We start from the raw sequence: 15055 nt of genomic DNA on the forward strand, positions 1-15055 counted from the left end.
AAATGAAAACCTATATATACAAAAGCCTTAAAAAAGAAGAGTTATATCTGTATATCACCAAAAAAGATGATTTTTCAGAGGTACCTCAAGAACTCTATAACTCAATGGGCAGAGAGCCTCAGTTTGTCATGGAGCTCGAATTATCTCCGGAAAAACCGCTTGCTCGTGAAAATGTCGTTACCGTTATCAAAAATCTGGAAACACAGGGCTTCCATGTTCAAATGCCACCTCGTCCAGAAAAACTAGGGGATTTTGTTAACCAGAAAAAGCAGCACCTTCACTAATTTCTGGCTAATTGGCTAAGCTCATACAGCATATCTAATGCCTGTTTTGGGCTTAGTTCATCCGGGCTGATTGCCCGCAGTTTTTTCTCAAGTTCTGAAGGCTCAGTATGCTGAGTAAATAAATCCTGCTGAGGCTGTTCGGCTAAGGTTTCAACTGAATAATGTGTCTGCTCAAGCTGCTTTAATTTTGCTTTGGCGGCATCAATCACATCGGCTGGCACACCAGCAAGCTGAGCAACTTGCAATCCATAACTCTGACTGGCAGCGCCCTCTTTCAGTTGATGAAGAAAAACAATTTTATCGCCATGTTCAATGGCATCAAGATGCACATTTCTAGCCTGTTCAAATAACTCGGGTAGCTGTGTCATTTCAAAATAATGGGTTGCGAATAAGGTATAGGCACCGATATCACGAATCAGTTTTTCTGCACATGACCAAGCCAGCGCCAACCCATCAAAAGTACTAGTCCCGCGCCCGATTTCATCCATCAACACCAAACTATGCTTTGTGGCATTGTTCAGAATATTCGCCGCTTCATTCATCTCAACCATAAACGTTGAACGCCCGGAAGCCAGATCATCAGACGCACCGATGCGGGTAAAAACCTGGTCCACAGGTCCGATAATCGCCTTAGTTGCTGGGACGTAACTTCCCATATGCGCCATTAAGACAATCAACGCTGTCTGTCGCATATAGGTCGACTTCCCGCCCATATTCGGCCCGGTAATAATTAATGTGGACTGCTCAGCCGTTAATTTCAGATCATTGGCGCAAAAAGGACGATCGTGACAGACTTCAACCACCGGATGTCGGCCTGCCTCGATATAAAGGCCGCTTTCATTCACAAATTGTGGCGCAACATAATCTAGCGTTTCAGCCCGCTCAGCCAAATTAGCTAAAACATCCAGCTCTGCCAAAGACATGGAACATTGTGATAAAGCGGATAACTCAGGCTCAACCTTATCAAATAACTCCTCATACAGTGCTTTTTCTAATGCCAATGCTTTTTCGTTAGCACTCAGCACTTGCTCTTCAAATTGCTTTAGCTCTGGCGTGATATAACGCTCAGCATTTTTTAATGTCTGGCGACGTACATATTCATTGGGTAATTCAATATCATGAGCTCTGCTCAACTCAATAAAATAACCATGCACTTTGTTATAACCGACTTTAAGCGTATTTACGCCCGTTCGCAGACGTTCTTGTCGCTCAAGTTCATCTAAAAAACCACTGGCATTTTTATGTAAATCACGCAGGCGATCCAATTCAGCGTGGTAACCGGCTTTTATAACGCCACCATCACGAATTAAAACGGGTGGTTCATCAATCATTGCCTGCTGCAATAACGCAAGTAATTCACTAAACGTGCCGAGTTGACGATCCAATTGTCTGAGATGGGTACTTTGCTTGGATTTTAATAAACGATGTAAATCAGGCAAGGTTTCTAAAAGACGCCTGATATGCATAAAGTCTCTTGGTCTGGCCGTGCGTAAAGCCATACGTGACAAAATACGCTCAATATCCCCCAATGACTTCATTAGAGCGTGACAGTCACTGAAACTGTGATGATCCAAAAATTCCTGAATCACTTGCTGTCTATCAAGTAATACCTTCTGATCACGAATGGGACGCATCAACCAGCGTCTCAATAAACGTGCGCCCATTGGGGTTGCTGTTTTATCCAGTACCGAGATAAGACTATTCTCAAGTCCACCCGACAGATTACGCTCAAGCTCAAGGTTTTTACGTGATTGAGGATCGAGTCGGATACTGTCTTTTGAATACTCGACCGTTAGCTGACGCAAATGAGGCAAAGCTGTTCGATGTGTTTCCTGCGCATAGTTCACCAGACAGCCAGCAGCACGAATTGCGATATCCAGTCCATCACAACCGAATCCTTTTAGATCAGTTGTATTGAACTGCTTACATAATCTTGTTTTAGCTGCCTTCAACTCAAAATGCCAGTCAGGTAGCTTACGGAGTTGTTTTTCAAACGCATCAAAACCGGCGGTTAATGTTTCACTCAATAAGATTTCTGCCGGTTGTAATCTGGCCAGTTCAGCTTTTAGCAAATCAGCATTATCTAATTCACTGATCATAAATCGACCACTGCTGATTTCTGCATAAGCCAGTCCATAATGGCCTTTTTCTTCACAGACGGCTAACAGCAAATTCTCATTACGACTATCTAACAGCGCTTCTTCTGTCAGTGTTCCTGGGGTGAGAACCCGAACCACCTGACGCTCAACCGGGCCCTTACTTGTCGCCGGGTCCCCTATTTGTTCACAAATAGCAACCGATTCACCTAATTTGATAAGCCGTGATAAATAGTTATCCGCAGCATGATATGGCACTCCAGCCATCGGAATCGGCGCACCATTACTGCTACCACGCGCGGTTAGTGTGATATCAAGCAATTCAGCGGCTTTGTGAGCATCGTCAAAAAACAACTCATAAAAGTCGCCCATGCGATAGAACAGTAAAAAGTCCGGATGTTCGGCTTTGATGCGCAGATACTGCTGCATCATTGGAGTATGATTTTGTCTTTGAGTCATTTTAATAGTTTATATCATGCAAAATATTTCTGACGCATCACTGCAAGCAAAAATCATTCAAGTCGCTGAAACCTTGAACAAAAACCATTTGATGCTAGCAACAGCGGAGTCCTGCACCGGTGGCTGGGTAGCGAAATGCTGTACGGATCTCGCTGGTAGTTCAAGCTGGTTTGAGCGTGGATTTGTCACCTACAGCAATCAGGCAAAACAAGATCAACTAGGCGTTCAAATAACCTCACTACAACAATTTGGCGCAGTGAGTCAGACCGTAGCCGAAGAAATGGCACTGGGCGCACTTAACAATTCATGTGCTGATATCAGTGTGGCATTAACAGGTATCGCTGGCCCCGATGGCGGCACAGAAACCAAACCTGTTGGTACTGTCTGGATAGGCTGGGCCCGAGAGTCTGACAAGGTTGTCAGCCAGCTTTTTCAGTTTGAAGGTGATAGAGAAAGCATCAGACGACAAGCTGTATTGAACGCCTTATCCGGAATCATTAAAAACGCTAGAGACTGACTGCTTTCTATGGGATAATCGAAGGATTTATTAAAAACAGCTTCAGAGGTAGTGCAATGGATGACGATAAGAAAAAAGCGCTAGGCGCCGCGCTTGGTCAAATTGAGAAGCAATTTGGTAAAGGCTCAGTAATGCGCCTTGGTGATAATGCCGCAGCTCGTGACGTATCAGCCGTATCTTCTGGTTCTATCGGATTAGACATTGCATTAGGAATAGGCGGATTGCCTCGTGGCAGGATTGTTGAAATTTACGGTCCTGAATCTTCAGGTAAAACCACTTTAACACTGCATGCTATCGCTGAAATGCAAAAGCTAGGTGGAACAGCTGCTTTTGTCGACGCTGAACATGCTCTGGATCCTGTTTATGCTGAGAAGCTAGGTGTCAATATTGATGACTTACTGGTATCTCAACCCGATACAGGCGAACAAGCGTTGGAAATCACCGATATGCTAGTCCGTTCAGGCGCTGTAGATATCGTTGTTGTTGACTCCGTTGCCGCACTGACGCCGAAAGCCGAAATTGAAGGCGATATGGGTGACAGCCACATGGGTCTTCAGGCTCGCTTAATGTCACAAGCCTTACGTAAGTTGACCGCCAACATTAAACGTTCAAATACATTGGTTATCTTTATTAACCAAATTCGTATGAAAATTGGCGTGATGTTCGGTAACCCTGAAACCACCACAGGTGGTAATGCACTTAAATTCTATGCCTCTGTGCGTTTAGATATCAGACGCATTGGCGCAATCAAAAAAGGTGACGAAATTCTGGGTAATGAAACCCGTGTCAAAGTCGTCAAAAATAAAGTGGCCCCACCATTTAAACAAGTTGAATTCGACATCATGTATGGTGAAGGAATCTCACGTGAAGGTGAATTGATCGACTTGGGTGTTCAACAAAATATTGTTGAAAAATCAGGTGCTTGGTATAGCTACAACGGCACACGTATTGGTCAGGGTAAAGACAATGTTCGTGGTTACTTAAAAGAAAACCCTGAAATGTCTGCTGAAATTGAAAGTAAAATACGTGAAACCATGCTGCCTAAAAAAACAGCCAAAAAAGATGACAGTGCTGTTGAGGACGATATCGAGGCGTGAAGCAATCAGCCAGTGCACGAGCCATAAGCTATTTAGCCAACCGCGAACATAGTGCTCATGAATTGGCACACAAGCTAGACAAAGCAGGTTTTGACGTAGAACAAATTGACGACGTTATTCAGCAGTTAAGAGAAGCTGGCCTGCAAAGTGATGTTCGGTTTGCTGAGAGTTTTATCCGATCCCGAGCCAATCGGGGTTATGGTGCTGTCCGCATCAGTATGGAATTGAAAGAACGTGGTGTTGCTGCCGACATCATCACTGAATGTATGAACCAGGCAGAAATAGATTGGTTTACGCTTGCCGCTGAAGTGCGTTGCAAGCGTTTTGGCGAGGAAATGCCCGATGATTATAAAAGCAAAGCAAAACAACAACGCTTTTTACAATATCGCGGTTTTACTCATGAACAAATAACGGAAAGTTTTAATTTAACCGACGATGAAAAGTAGCGCAGATATTCGCAAGTTGTTTCTCGACTTTTTCGCAAGTAAAGGTCATGAAGTCGTAGCAAGCAGTCCCCTTGTTCCTGCTAATGACCCCACCCTTCTTTTCACCAATGCTGGTATGGTGCAATTTAAGGAGACATTCTTAGGTCAAGAAACCCGTAAGTACACTCGCGCCGTGACGACACAACGTTGCGTACGTGCAGGTGGTAAACACAATGACTTAGAAAATGTCGGTTATACCGCTCGCCACCATACATTCTTTGAAATGCTGGGTAACTTTAGTTTTGGTGATTACTTCAAACGTGAAGCCATTCAATACGCCTGGGAATTTTTGACAGAAACATTAGCTCTTCCTGCTGAAAAACTATGGATCACGGTTTTTGAAGAAGATGATGAAGCGGCTGATATCTGGTTAAATGAAATTGGTGTGTCTGCTGAACGCTTTTCGCGAATCGGCGCAAAAGATAATTTCTGGTCAATGGGCGATACCGGACCATGCGGCCCCTGCTCTGAAATTTTCTATGATCATGGTGAAGATGTCGCTGGTGGTCCACCAGGTACACCTGAAGAAGATGGCGACCGTTATATCGAAATCTGGAATCTGGTCTTCATGCAATTCAACCGCTCGGCAGATGGTACATTAACACCACTGCCTAAGCCTTCTGTCGACACAGGCATGGGGCTTGAACGTCTGGCTGCAGTGTTGCAACATGTACATAACAACTACGAAATTGATCTGTTCCAACATCTGATCCAAGCGATTCAGAAACTCTCTGGTACCGAAGATCACACCAACTTCTCATTACGTGTCATTGCGGATCATATTCGCTCATGTTCATTCATGATTACTGATGGTGTCTACCCTTCTAATGAAGGTCGTGGTTATGTTTTACGTCGTATCATTCGCCGCGCCATTCGTCATGGTCATAAATTGGGTTTAAAAGACAACTTCTTTTATAAGCTTGTACAACCACTAGTTGATGAGATGGGTGAAGCTTTCCCTGAACTTGCTCAATCTCAGGAACTGGTTGAAAAAGCCCTGCAACAAGAAGAAACACGTTTTGCCGATACGCTGGATAATGGCTTAAAAATTCTGGATCAAGCCATTGAAGATATGGGCGATAAAGAGATCCCTGGTGAGACCGTTTTCTTACTTTACGACACTTATGGCTTCCCTATCGATCTGACCGCTGATATTGCACGTGAGCGCGGTCTGACTATTGATATCGCCGGATTTGAGCGTGCGATGGAAGCACAACGTAATCGTGCCCGCAGCGCGAGTCAGTTCTCTGGTGGTTTATCTGACCAGATTACCATTGACAGTAGCACAGAATTTTGTGGCTATGACCTCACTCAGCATGACAGTACTATCTTAGCCATCATCGTCAATGGTGAGCATGTTGATAGCATTTCTGAAGGTCAGGAAGGTTTAATCGTATTAGATAAAACACCGTTCTACGCCGAGTCAGGTGGTCAGGTAGGTGATCACGGTGAAATTAATGCGGATAATGCCAGCTTCACTGTTTCCGATACACGTAAACAATCTCAAGCGTTTACCCATATTGGTCGTTGCGAGCATGGCCGTTTTCAAGTTGGTCAACGTGTCACAGCACAGATCGATGAAAATAATCGTCTGGCAACGGCATTGAATCATTCTGCTACGCATCTATTACACGCAGCATTACGTAAAGTTCTGGGTGAGCATGTTATGCAAAAAGGCTCACTGGTGAATCCTCAACGTTTACGTTTTGACTTTTCACATTTTGAGCCAGTCACTCCAGCCCAACTTCGTGAAATCGAACGTTTAGTTAATCAACAAATTCGTCTCAACCACCCTGTTGAAACACGTTTAATGGCCATTGAAGAAGCCAAGAAAAGCGGCGCAATGGCATTGTTCGGTGAGAAATATGATGATGAAGTTCGTGTGTTAAGCATGAGTGATTTCTCTATCGAGTTATGCGGTGGCACGCATGTTAAGCAAACCGGTGATATCGGTATGTTAAAAATCACCTCAGAAGCTGGTATTGCATCAGGTGTCCGTCGTATCGAAGCGGTCACCGGTGAAAAAGCGATTGATTACATCGAACAAATGGAAACCACGCTGGCAGACGTATCAGACTTACTGAAAGCCAAACCCGCCAATGTGCAGGATAAAGCATCTCAGCTGGTTCAGCGTCAACGCGAGTTAGAAAAAGAACTGGAAGCATTGAAAGCGAAATTAGCCAGCAGCGCAGGTAATGATCTGGCTGACTCTGCAACAGAAATCAATGGCATTAAAGTACTCGCTTCTACCCTTGAGGGAGCGGATGGAAAATCGCTCAGAGATGCTGTTGATCAGTTAAAAAATAAGCTGGGCACAGCGGTAATTGCTCTAACAGCTGTCAATGATGAAAAAATTACAATTATTGCTGGCGTAACCAAGGATATTACCGATAAAATCCGCGCCGGAGATCTGGTTGGCCATATAGCTAGTCAGGTTGGAGGTAAAGGTGGCGGCCGTCCTGATATGGCTCAAGGCGGCGGTAATGAACCCCAGAATTTGGCAGCAGCGTTAGCATCTGTTCCAGACTGGGTTACTTCGAAGCTGGAAAACTAAGCATGTCTTTAATCGTTCAAAAATATGGTGGAACATCCGTCGGCTCTGCTGATCGCATTCGCGAAGTAGCGAAAAAGATCATTGATTATCGTAATCAAGGCCATGATTTAGTGGTCGTTGTCTCAGCAATGAGTGGCGAGACTAATCGCCTAATCGATTTGGCTAAACAATTAACCGACAACCCGCGTGGTCGTGAGTTAGATGTTTTACTGTCAACGGGTGAACAAGTCACGATTGCCCTGCTCAGTATGACGCTAGCTCAAATGGGTATGTCTGCCGTTTCCTACACTGGAAGTCAGGTCCGTATATTGACGGACAATGCACATAACAAAGCCAGGATTATGGAGATTGATGACAACAAAATTCGTCATGATCTTAGCCAAGGCAAAGTTGTAGTCGTAGCTGGTTTTCAAGGCTGTGATGAGAATGGCAACATTACCACACTAGGTCGTGGTGGCAGTGATACAACGGCAGTAGCTCTGGCTGCGGCACTAAAAGCCGATGAATGCCAAATCTATACCGATGTCGACGGCGTTTATACAACCGATCCCCGTGTTGTACCTGAAGCACGTCGCTTAGATTCTATTACCTTCGAAGAAATGCTGGAAATGGCCAGCTTAGGTGCAAAAGTATTGCAAATTCGCTCTGTTGAGTTTGCAAGTAAATATAACGTCCCATTACGTGTCCTCTCCTCGTTTACAGAAGGTGGTGGCACATTAATAGCGGCTGAGGACCCATCAATGGAACAAGCTTTAATTTCAGGTATTGCGTTTAATCGTGATGAAGCCAAACTGACTATTCTCGGTGTACCTGATCACCCAGGCATTGCTTCACAAATTCTCGGACCTATAGCGGCAGAGAATATTGAAGTTGACATGATCATCCAAAACACTGGTCATGACTCAACCACAGACTTTACATTTACCGTTCATCGCAACGACTATCAAGCAGCCTTGGCGATTCTCAAGAAAACAGCAGAAGAGCTCGGTGCAAGAGAAGTTAACGGCGACGAAAAAATTGCAAAAATCTCGGTCGTCGGTGTCGGTATGCGTTCTCACGCAGGAATTGCAAGCACGATGTTTGGATCTCTGGCAAAAGAGAACATCAACATCAGTATGATTTCTACTTCTGAAATTAAAATTTCAGTGGTTATTGATGAAAAATACCTGGAGCTTGGTGTCAGAACCCTGCACAAAGCATTTAATCTGGAGCAATCCCCCTCTTAAAATCTAAATGCTTGAGCCATTTCATTTTTTTGTCATCATTTTATCGCGATCAACTTATGTTCCTGATAAAATATTCGTTGGACGAGGGATAAATATCGTTTTTTTATAGTCCATGAATAAAGGGGCAAAAAGACCCCCAAGCTGAATAGGACAAAAGGCACGAGGCCTACTCAATTGAAAGGAGTCATGATAATTCTCCTAGTAACCTCGGCCAATTTTTGAGAGTAAAGGGGAAAAAAATGTTAATACTCACACGTCGTGTAGGCGAATCACTCATCATCGGTGACGATGTTGTTGTAAACGTACTTGGTGTTAAAGGTAATCAGGTAAGAATTGGTGTCGACGCTCCTAAAGACGTCACAGTGCACCGTGAAGAAATTTATGATCGCATTCAGGCTGAAAAAGATCAGCCAAATGTGGGTTAAATTTACAATTATCACTAGCCAAATCGTTATCTTCTGATATACTAGGCGGCTTTGATGGAGAGCTGGCCGAGAGGCTGAAGGCGCGCCCCTGCTAAGGGCGTATAGGTTTACCCCTATCGAGGGTTCGAATCCCTCGCTCTCCGCCATAAATTTTATTGATGGCATCATTGGATGCTTGTATAATAAGCGGCTTTAGCGCCCGTAGCTCAGCTGGATAGAGTACCTGGCTACGAACCAGGCGGTCGCACGTTCGAATCGTGCCGGGCGCGCCATTTAAAGTACATAATCAAGCAGTCACCGAGAAATCGGGACTGCTTTTTTATTTCAATAATAGATTTCAGATAGATAGCGCCCGTAGCTCAGCTGGATAGAGTACCTGGCTACGAACCAGGCGGTCGCACGTTCGAATCGTGCCGGGCGCGCCATCTGTCTCTCCACTCCCCCTTCCCCACAATCATCAACCATAATCATTCATGATGGCTTGTTTCAGTCATCTGTTCTGAAAAACTCTCTTCTGATGAGATTCACTCTATTAATAAGCGTGAGTTAGAAATATCATTTTTTTAACTCACAGAAATAATCAACCGATAAAAATAGAGGTATTTCTGCTAACTATAGCCTAGGCACCTCTATTATTTGACTATCGAATGGTGAGCCGATCAGATGAAGCTATCGAGCTATCTTGACGCAACCTGCACGACAAGAATTATCTATCCGGATTGATCAGGATTTTTATGTCATCCATCACGACATCAGATGAAAATTGAGTAGCAAATTCAGGATGAATCGCATTTTTTATTTTCTCGGCTATCAATTGTGACTGGTAACTTTGCTCTACTGTGAAACGTATTAAAGGCACTCTGGCAACTCGCAAGACATTGTCTAGAAAATCATCACGCAGTCGTCTCGCAGGCTTTTCATGTGAACTATCGTCAAGTTCTATCGCACATAAAATATCGGCTGTTTTCGTGTCAGTCAGAACAAAATCAACGTGCTTGGACTGAATTTTATTAAAGGCTTTTTGCCACTCAGATTTAGACTTCGTTTGCTTTACGGTCACGATATCAGCCAGTCGCACTTTAGAAGAAATATCATACTGTCCATCGACGGCAAGTTTCAGGCTATGTTGGAATGAGAGTTCTGCCGGAGTGAGTAATGATGGTTGTTTACTGTAGGGATATTCTGTTGTCTTTTCTGTTTTATCCTTGTCATCCTTCATCAAGGCGAGAAGCAGAACAGCCACTAATATGACAATAAACAATCCAATAAAAACAAATGACATCTTAATATTCCAGCTGAAAAGCTGATCTTAGAATAGATGCTCATCGCTCAGCAATGAATAAAGACATTATTCTACGATTATTTAATAACCATTTGTTTTAAATAAGAATAATTAACTGATGACGTTAATATCCATATCCGGATATTAACGTCTTATTCCAAGCCGCGACAGCAATTCAATGCATGTGTATACAAAGTCGCTATCAAAAATACTCTTTTACGATACTTTAAACTGCCTGACCATACTGGTGAGCTTTTCACTTAATTGCGCAATTTCCTGGCTCGCCTGTGATACCTGCTCAGATCCTTCGGCTGTGTTTTCTGACACCTGTTGAATATTATGCACATTGCTATTAATTTCGTTGACCACATGACTTTGCTGCTCGGCTGCGGTCGCAATCAAGGTATTCATCTCAGTGATTGAGCTAACCGAATTGGTAATTTCTTTTAATGAATTGGTGGCATCTACCGCTTTTGACACAAGCCCTTCAATACTCTTCTGATTCAGTGCCATCGAGTTAACAGCATTATCTGATCCTTGCTGCAAAGTAAGGATCAGGTCTTCAATCTCTTTGGTTGAGTCTTGTGTTTTTTGTGCTAAGGAACGCACTTCATCAGCCACAACAGCAAAACCTCGTCCCTGATCGCCTGCACGAGCGGCCTCAATAGCTGCATTTAAAGCAAGTAAGTTTGTTTGTTCAGCAATGCTTTTAATTACATCAAGTACGGTACCGATGTTTTCACTATCTGATTTCAGAGTTTTAATGACAGAGGTTGAAGTATTAATTTCTGCTGCAAGGTTATTAATTGAGGCAACAATTTCCTCAACAACTTTACGACCAGACTCCGAGTCTTTATCGCCTTTAATAGCCGCTTCAGAGGCCTTTTCAGCACTAATGGCAACTTCTTGTACGGTTGCTGTCATCTCGGTGATAGCTGATGCGACGTGCACCGTTTCATTTTTTTGTTTAGCAATATTCTTATTGGTTGAAATACTCACCACTGAGGTTTCTTCCGCTGCAGTCGATAATTGCTCTGATGCTTGAGTAATACTGATGACCAAACTCTGAAGTTTTTCGACAAAACGATTAAATGTTTTCCCCATCGCACCTACTTCATCAGCGCTGTCAAAATTCATCCGTTTTGTTAAATCATTATCCTGAGCCATTGCGGTAAGAACAGCCATCACGCCTTTAATGGGTGTAACGATATTACTAATAATAATTTTTGAGATGAAAATACCAATTATTAGTGAAGCCACTGCCATTGCAATCAGGCTAAATAAACTGGAGCGCTGCACATTCTGAACATTTTTTACTGACCGGTTTGTAATATTATCGATGCTCGCTTGCATGGCTTGTAAGCTTTCAAATAATTTTGCTTCGATATCCTGTAGCTGTGCCTGCTCATCCTTTGATAGATAACCACCGCCCGACATACTTCCACCGCGTTTGATAATCTGAATCGCACTATCAACGTATTTCTGATAATTAGCCTGCTGCTCAACTACTTTAGCTGTATTTTCGTCCAGACTAAGCACATCCGCGTGTAAATCAGCATCAAGTACCTTGCCTTTCGATTTATCCAGGATAGTGACGATGTCTTGCATCGCTTGATTGGTTTGTGCAGTGATATTTTCTATGCTGGTGAAATGCTCTTTGATGATGTTTCTTCTCGCCCCTGATTTGGCATCAATCATCAACTGCTGTAATTCAGCCGCTTTTTTTAATTGAAGCTGACTCGCTTCAGACACATTTTTTTCAAGTGGCAGTGACATCTCATGAATAACAGAAAATTCCTCTGAAATATTATTCATTTTGAAGATAGCAAAAGCAGAGATGATCACTTGGGTTATGCCAAGAATAATAACCACACTGAAAATCTTTTTCCCGATAGGAAGGTTCTTAATAAACTGCATTCCAGCTCCAGCCTCAGTCAAATTTAATCGTTAATTATGTCAACCATGAATATTTCATAGTCTATGCAGAGAGTATATCGGCTGAATTTTTTGATAATTAAAATTTTTAATTGCCAACCGCTGATAAACAGGAACATAGCGGTCAATATACTGAAGGCTTCACCTTAAGTTTTTCTTAACGAAATCGATGCAAACTGGCGTTCACCGATCATTTCACTGCATCTACTAGCGATGAGTGATTCTGCTGATAACTGATGGACGCTCCATGCAAAAAAACGATAACAACAGCCTTTTTTCTGATCTTTATTTTATTTTTAGTTCAGCATTTATTTTGATGCTATTACAGACGCTATTGAGAGCAATTCTGTTGTGGCGAAACAATGATCTCAGTGCCGCCATTCCCAACCATGATCTCATTCAAGCTTTTATCACCGGGCTCCGCTTTGACTTAATCGTCACTGTTTATGTACTGCTACCCTTAATCATTGGTTTGCTATTTAAAAAAGGGTTAAACAACCGCAAAGTCTACACGCTCTGGCTTACCTTTGTGTCCAGTGTGATGATCTTTCTCGCCATTGTTGAGCTCGACTTCTATCATGAATTTCATACACGACTAAACAGCCTGGTATTTGAATATATGAAGGAAGATCCGGCAACGGTGTTAAGCATGATTTGGTATGGCTTTCCTGTTGTCACTTATCTCATCATCATTGGTTTACTTATCACAGCATTGTTTTTTATCTTTACGCTAAACAGCCGAATTAACCAAACTAAATCTACAGATAAAACTCGATATAGCTTAAGAATGACAGCATTCTTTGTGGTCTTGCTGATATCTGTTGTTGCTGCGCGTGGCACATTACGTCAGGGACCACCGCTTCGTTGGGGGGATGCCTTCCAGAGTCATTATCTTTTTGCCAATCATTTAGGTTTAAACGGCGTTTATACATTAGCTAAAGCGGTCATTGGTACTAAAAAAGGTGACAACAAATGGCTCAAGAAAATGCCAATAGCTGAAGCCGACAATACTGTGGAACAGATGGTTTTAACGCCATCGGATACACTACTAGACCCAGACTACTCGCCTGTCTTACGTACTTACCATGCCCGTACAGGTGAAAGCAAAAAGCCATTAAATGTTGTGTTCATTCTGATGGAAAGTTTTAGTGGTGAATATGTTGGTGCCTTGGGCCATGACGAAGGTATTACTCCAGAGTTCGACAAACTCGCCAAACAAGGCCTGTTATTTAATCGCTTTTTTTCTAATGGCACACATACTCACCAGGGCATGTTTGCTTCATTAGCCTGTTTTCCTAACCTGCCGCACTATGAGTATTTGATGCAACAACCTGAAGGCAGTAACCATTTTTCAGGTTTGATACAAATGACCGCCGACCGAGACTATCAAAGTATGTATGTTTATAACGGTGATTTTGCCTGGGATAACCAAAAAGGCTTTTTTGGTGCCCAGGGTATGCAACGTTTTATTGGCAGACATGACTTTGTGAATCCTGTTTTCTCCGATCCTACTTGGGGTGTATCGGATCAGGATATGTTCGATCGGGCTGCCGAAGAGTTACAAAAAATGCCTAACGATAAGCCGTTTTTTGCCTTTTTACAGACTTTATCCAATCATACGCCATATGCGTTACCTACCCCACTGCCTGTTGCAAAAGTCACTGGACATGGTGAATTGAATGAGCATCTAACAGCGATGCGTTATGCCGACTGGGCATTAGGTCAGTTTTTTAAAAAAGTGGCCAAATCAGATTATTTTGACAACACATTATTTGTTTTAGTGGGTGATCATGGCTTTAGCACCCCCAATCAAGTCACCGATATTGATATGCTCAAATTCCATGTGCCGCTATTAGTGATTGGTCCAAATGTTGTTAAAAACTATGGACACAGTAATTCAACAGTTGGTGCTCAAGTGGATATCGCACCGACTGTAGCTGGTTTACTGGGTGGAGATACTACTTATAGCTGCTGGGGCCGTGATTTACTGAATATTCATGACGCCGGATTTGCCGTGATCAAACCATCTGGTTCAGATCCGACTACAGCCATCATTGATGATAATAAAGTACTGGTTAAATCAACCGATAATTCCGCCTCGTTGTATCAATATCAGCTATTACCTATAGCATCAGCTAGTGAAATACATGACACGGCAGATACGGAAAAACTGGATCACCGTTTAGACGCCTATATTGAGTCTGCCACATCGACTTTATTACAAGGTAAAGCTGGAGTAAAAACACCAAATAAGGGCGTGGCACTGAATGACCAATCCAGCGAATAATTGCCAATTTCCTTATATTTAGTTATGTTGTGCGCTAGTTATTTGCAAAAAGGCTCAATCATAATATGAACATAAGATTCCTGATTATCCCATTGTTGGTGACAACATTTGCAGCTCATGCTGATAGTTCTACATTAGATGCAGCGGTAGGTGGCGGTATTGGTGGCGCTGTAGGCGCTGCCGTTGGCAATGAAGTCGGTGGACGTGAAGGAGCAATGATAGGTGGTGCCATTGGTGCAGCCACGGGTGTAGCCGTCAATACTGATGAATCAGCAGGTCACGGTGAACATCATGAAAAACATTATCATGATGATCATAAAGGTCATTTCTGTCCTCCTGGTCAGGCCAAAAAAGGCAACTGTTAGCTCCCTCAAAAAAGCCGTCATTTCTGACGGCTTTTTTATATGC

General features: G+C 43.0%; 12 protein-coding genes and 3 tRNA genes. 12 read left to right on the forward strand and 3 right to left on the reverse strand.

The window, feature by feature from the left end; genetic code table 11:
- The first annotated feature begins 2 nt into the window (after positions 1–2).
- The gene (locus AC13DA_RS12585; RefSeq protein WP_007145402.1) at positions 3–284 is read left to right on the forward strand and encodes a YcgL domain-containing protein; all 282 of its coding nucleotides are present in this window, start codon (positions 3–5) and stop codon (positions 282–284) included.
- On the opposite strand, the gene mutS is transcribed toward AC13DA_RS12585, so the two are convergent.
- Positions 281–2839, reverse strand: a complete 2559-nt coding sequence (gene mutS, locus AC13DA_RS12590; protein WP_284452010.1) for a DNA mismatch repair protein MutS — start codon at positions 2837–2839, stop codon at positions 281–283. The two genes, AC13DA_RS12585 and mutS, sit on opposite strands and share 4 nt — an antisense overlap.
- A gap of 16 nt (positions 2840–2855) precedes the next feature.
- On the opposite strand from mutS, the gene AC13DA_RS12595 reads away from it, so the two are divergent.
- From AC13DA_RS12595 to AC13DA_RS12635, 9 genes are all read left to right on the forward strand, one after another.
- Positions 2856–3356 (forward strand): CinA family protein, encoded by a 501-nt coding sequence (locus tag AC13DA_RS12595; RefSeq protein WP_330111169.1) that lies wholly within the window; start codon positions 2856–2858, stop codon positions 3354–3356.
- Between the two features lie 56 nt (positions 3357–3412).
- Complete coding sequence (recA, locus tag AC13DA_RS12600) at positions 3413–4453, forward strand: recombinase RecA (RefSeq protein WP_273181727.1); 1041 nt, start codon at positions 3413–3415, stop codon at positions 4451–4453.
- Entirely contained in the window at positions 4450–4899 is a 450-nt protein-coding gene (locus AC13DA_RS12605; RefSeq protein ID WP_273181729.1) for a regulatory protein RecX, read from the forward strand. Before recA ends, AC13DA_RS12605 begins: the two co-directional genes overlap by 4 nt.
- The gene (alaS, locus tag AC13DA_RS12610; protein WP_273181731.1) at positions 4889–7492 is read left to right on the forward strand and encodes an alanine--tRNA ligase; all 2604 of its coding nucleotides are present in this window, start codon (positions 4889–4891) and stop codon (positions 7490–7492) included. The genes AC13DA_RS12605 and alaS overlap by 11 nt, the downstream gene beginning before the upstream one ends.
- 2 nt (positions 7493–7494) lie before the next feature.
- Positions 7495–8718, forward strand: a complete 1224-nt coding sequence (locus AC13DA_RS12615) for an aspartate kinase (protein WP_417542721.1) — start codon at positions 7495–7497, stop codon at positions 8716–8718.
- Positions 8719–8957: 239 nt separating this feature from the next.
- Positions 8958–9143, forward strand: a complete 186-nt coding sequence (csrA, locus tag AC13DA_RS12620) for a carbon storage regulator CsrA (protein ID WP_007145409.1) — start codon at positions 8958–8960, stop codon at positions 9141–9143.
- A 56-nt stretch (positions 9144–9199) separates the two neighbouring features.
- Positions 9200–9289, forward strand: a tRNA-Ser gene (locus tag AC13DA_RS12625).
- Between the two features lie 49 nt (positions 9290–9338).
- Positions 9339–9415, forward strand: a tRNA-Arg gene (locus AC13DA_RS12630).
- 76 nt (positions 9416–9491) lie between these two features.
- Positions 9492–9568, forward strand: a tRNA-Arg gene (locus tag AC13DA_RS12635).
- 281 nt (positions 9569–9849) lie between these two features.
- Here AC13DA_RS12635 and AC13DA_RS12640 read toward each other — a convergent pair.
- Complete coding sequence (locus tag AC13DA_RS12640; RefSeq protein ID WP_482945956.1) at positions 9850–10425, reverse strand: DUF2726 domain-containing protein; 576 nt, start codon at positions 10423–10425, stop codon at positions 9850–9852.
- 216 nt (positions 10426–10641) lie between these two features.
- Positions 10642–12342, reverse strand: a complete 1701-nt coding sequence (locus AC13DA_RS12645) for a methyl-accepting chemotaxis protein (protein WP_273181737.1) — start codon at positions 12340–12342, stop codon at positions 10642–10644.
- 265 nt (positions 12343–12607) lie between these two features.
- Here AC13DA_RS12645 and AC13DA_RS12650 point away from each other — a divergent pair, with 265 nt between their 5' ends.
- Complete coding sequence (locus tag AC13DA_RS12650) at positions 12608–14647, forward strand: LTA synthase family protein (RefSeq protein ID WP_482945957.1); 2040 nt, start codon at positions 12608–12610, stop codon at positions 14645–14647.
- A 65-nt stretch (positions 14648–14712) separates the two neighbouring features.
- Positions 14713–15012: a YMGG-like glycine zipper-containing protein gene (locus AC13DA_RS12655; RefSeq protein ID WP_007145415.1), complete on the forward strand. Its 300-nt coding sequence runs from the start codon at positions 14713–14715 to the stop codon at positions 15010–15012.
- The last annotated feature ends 43 nt before the right edge of the window (positions 15013–15055 follow it).

It is taken from the genome of Methylophaga sp. F-2, from assembly GCF_056859315.1.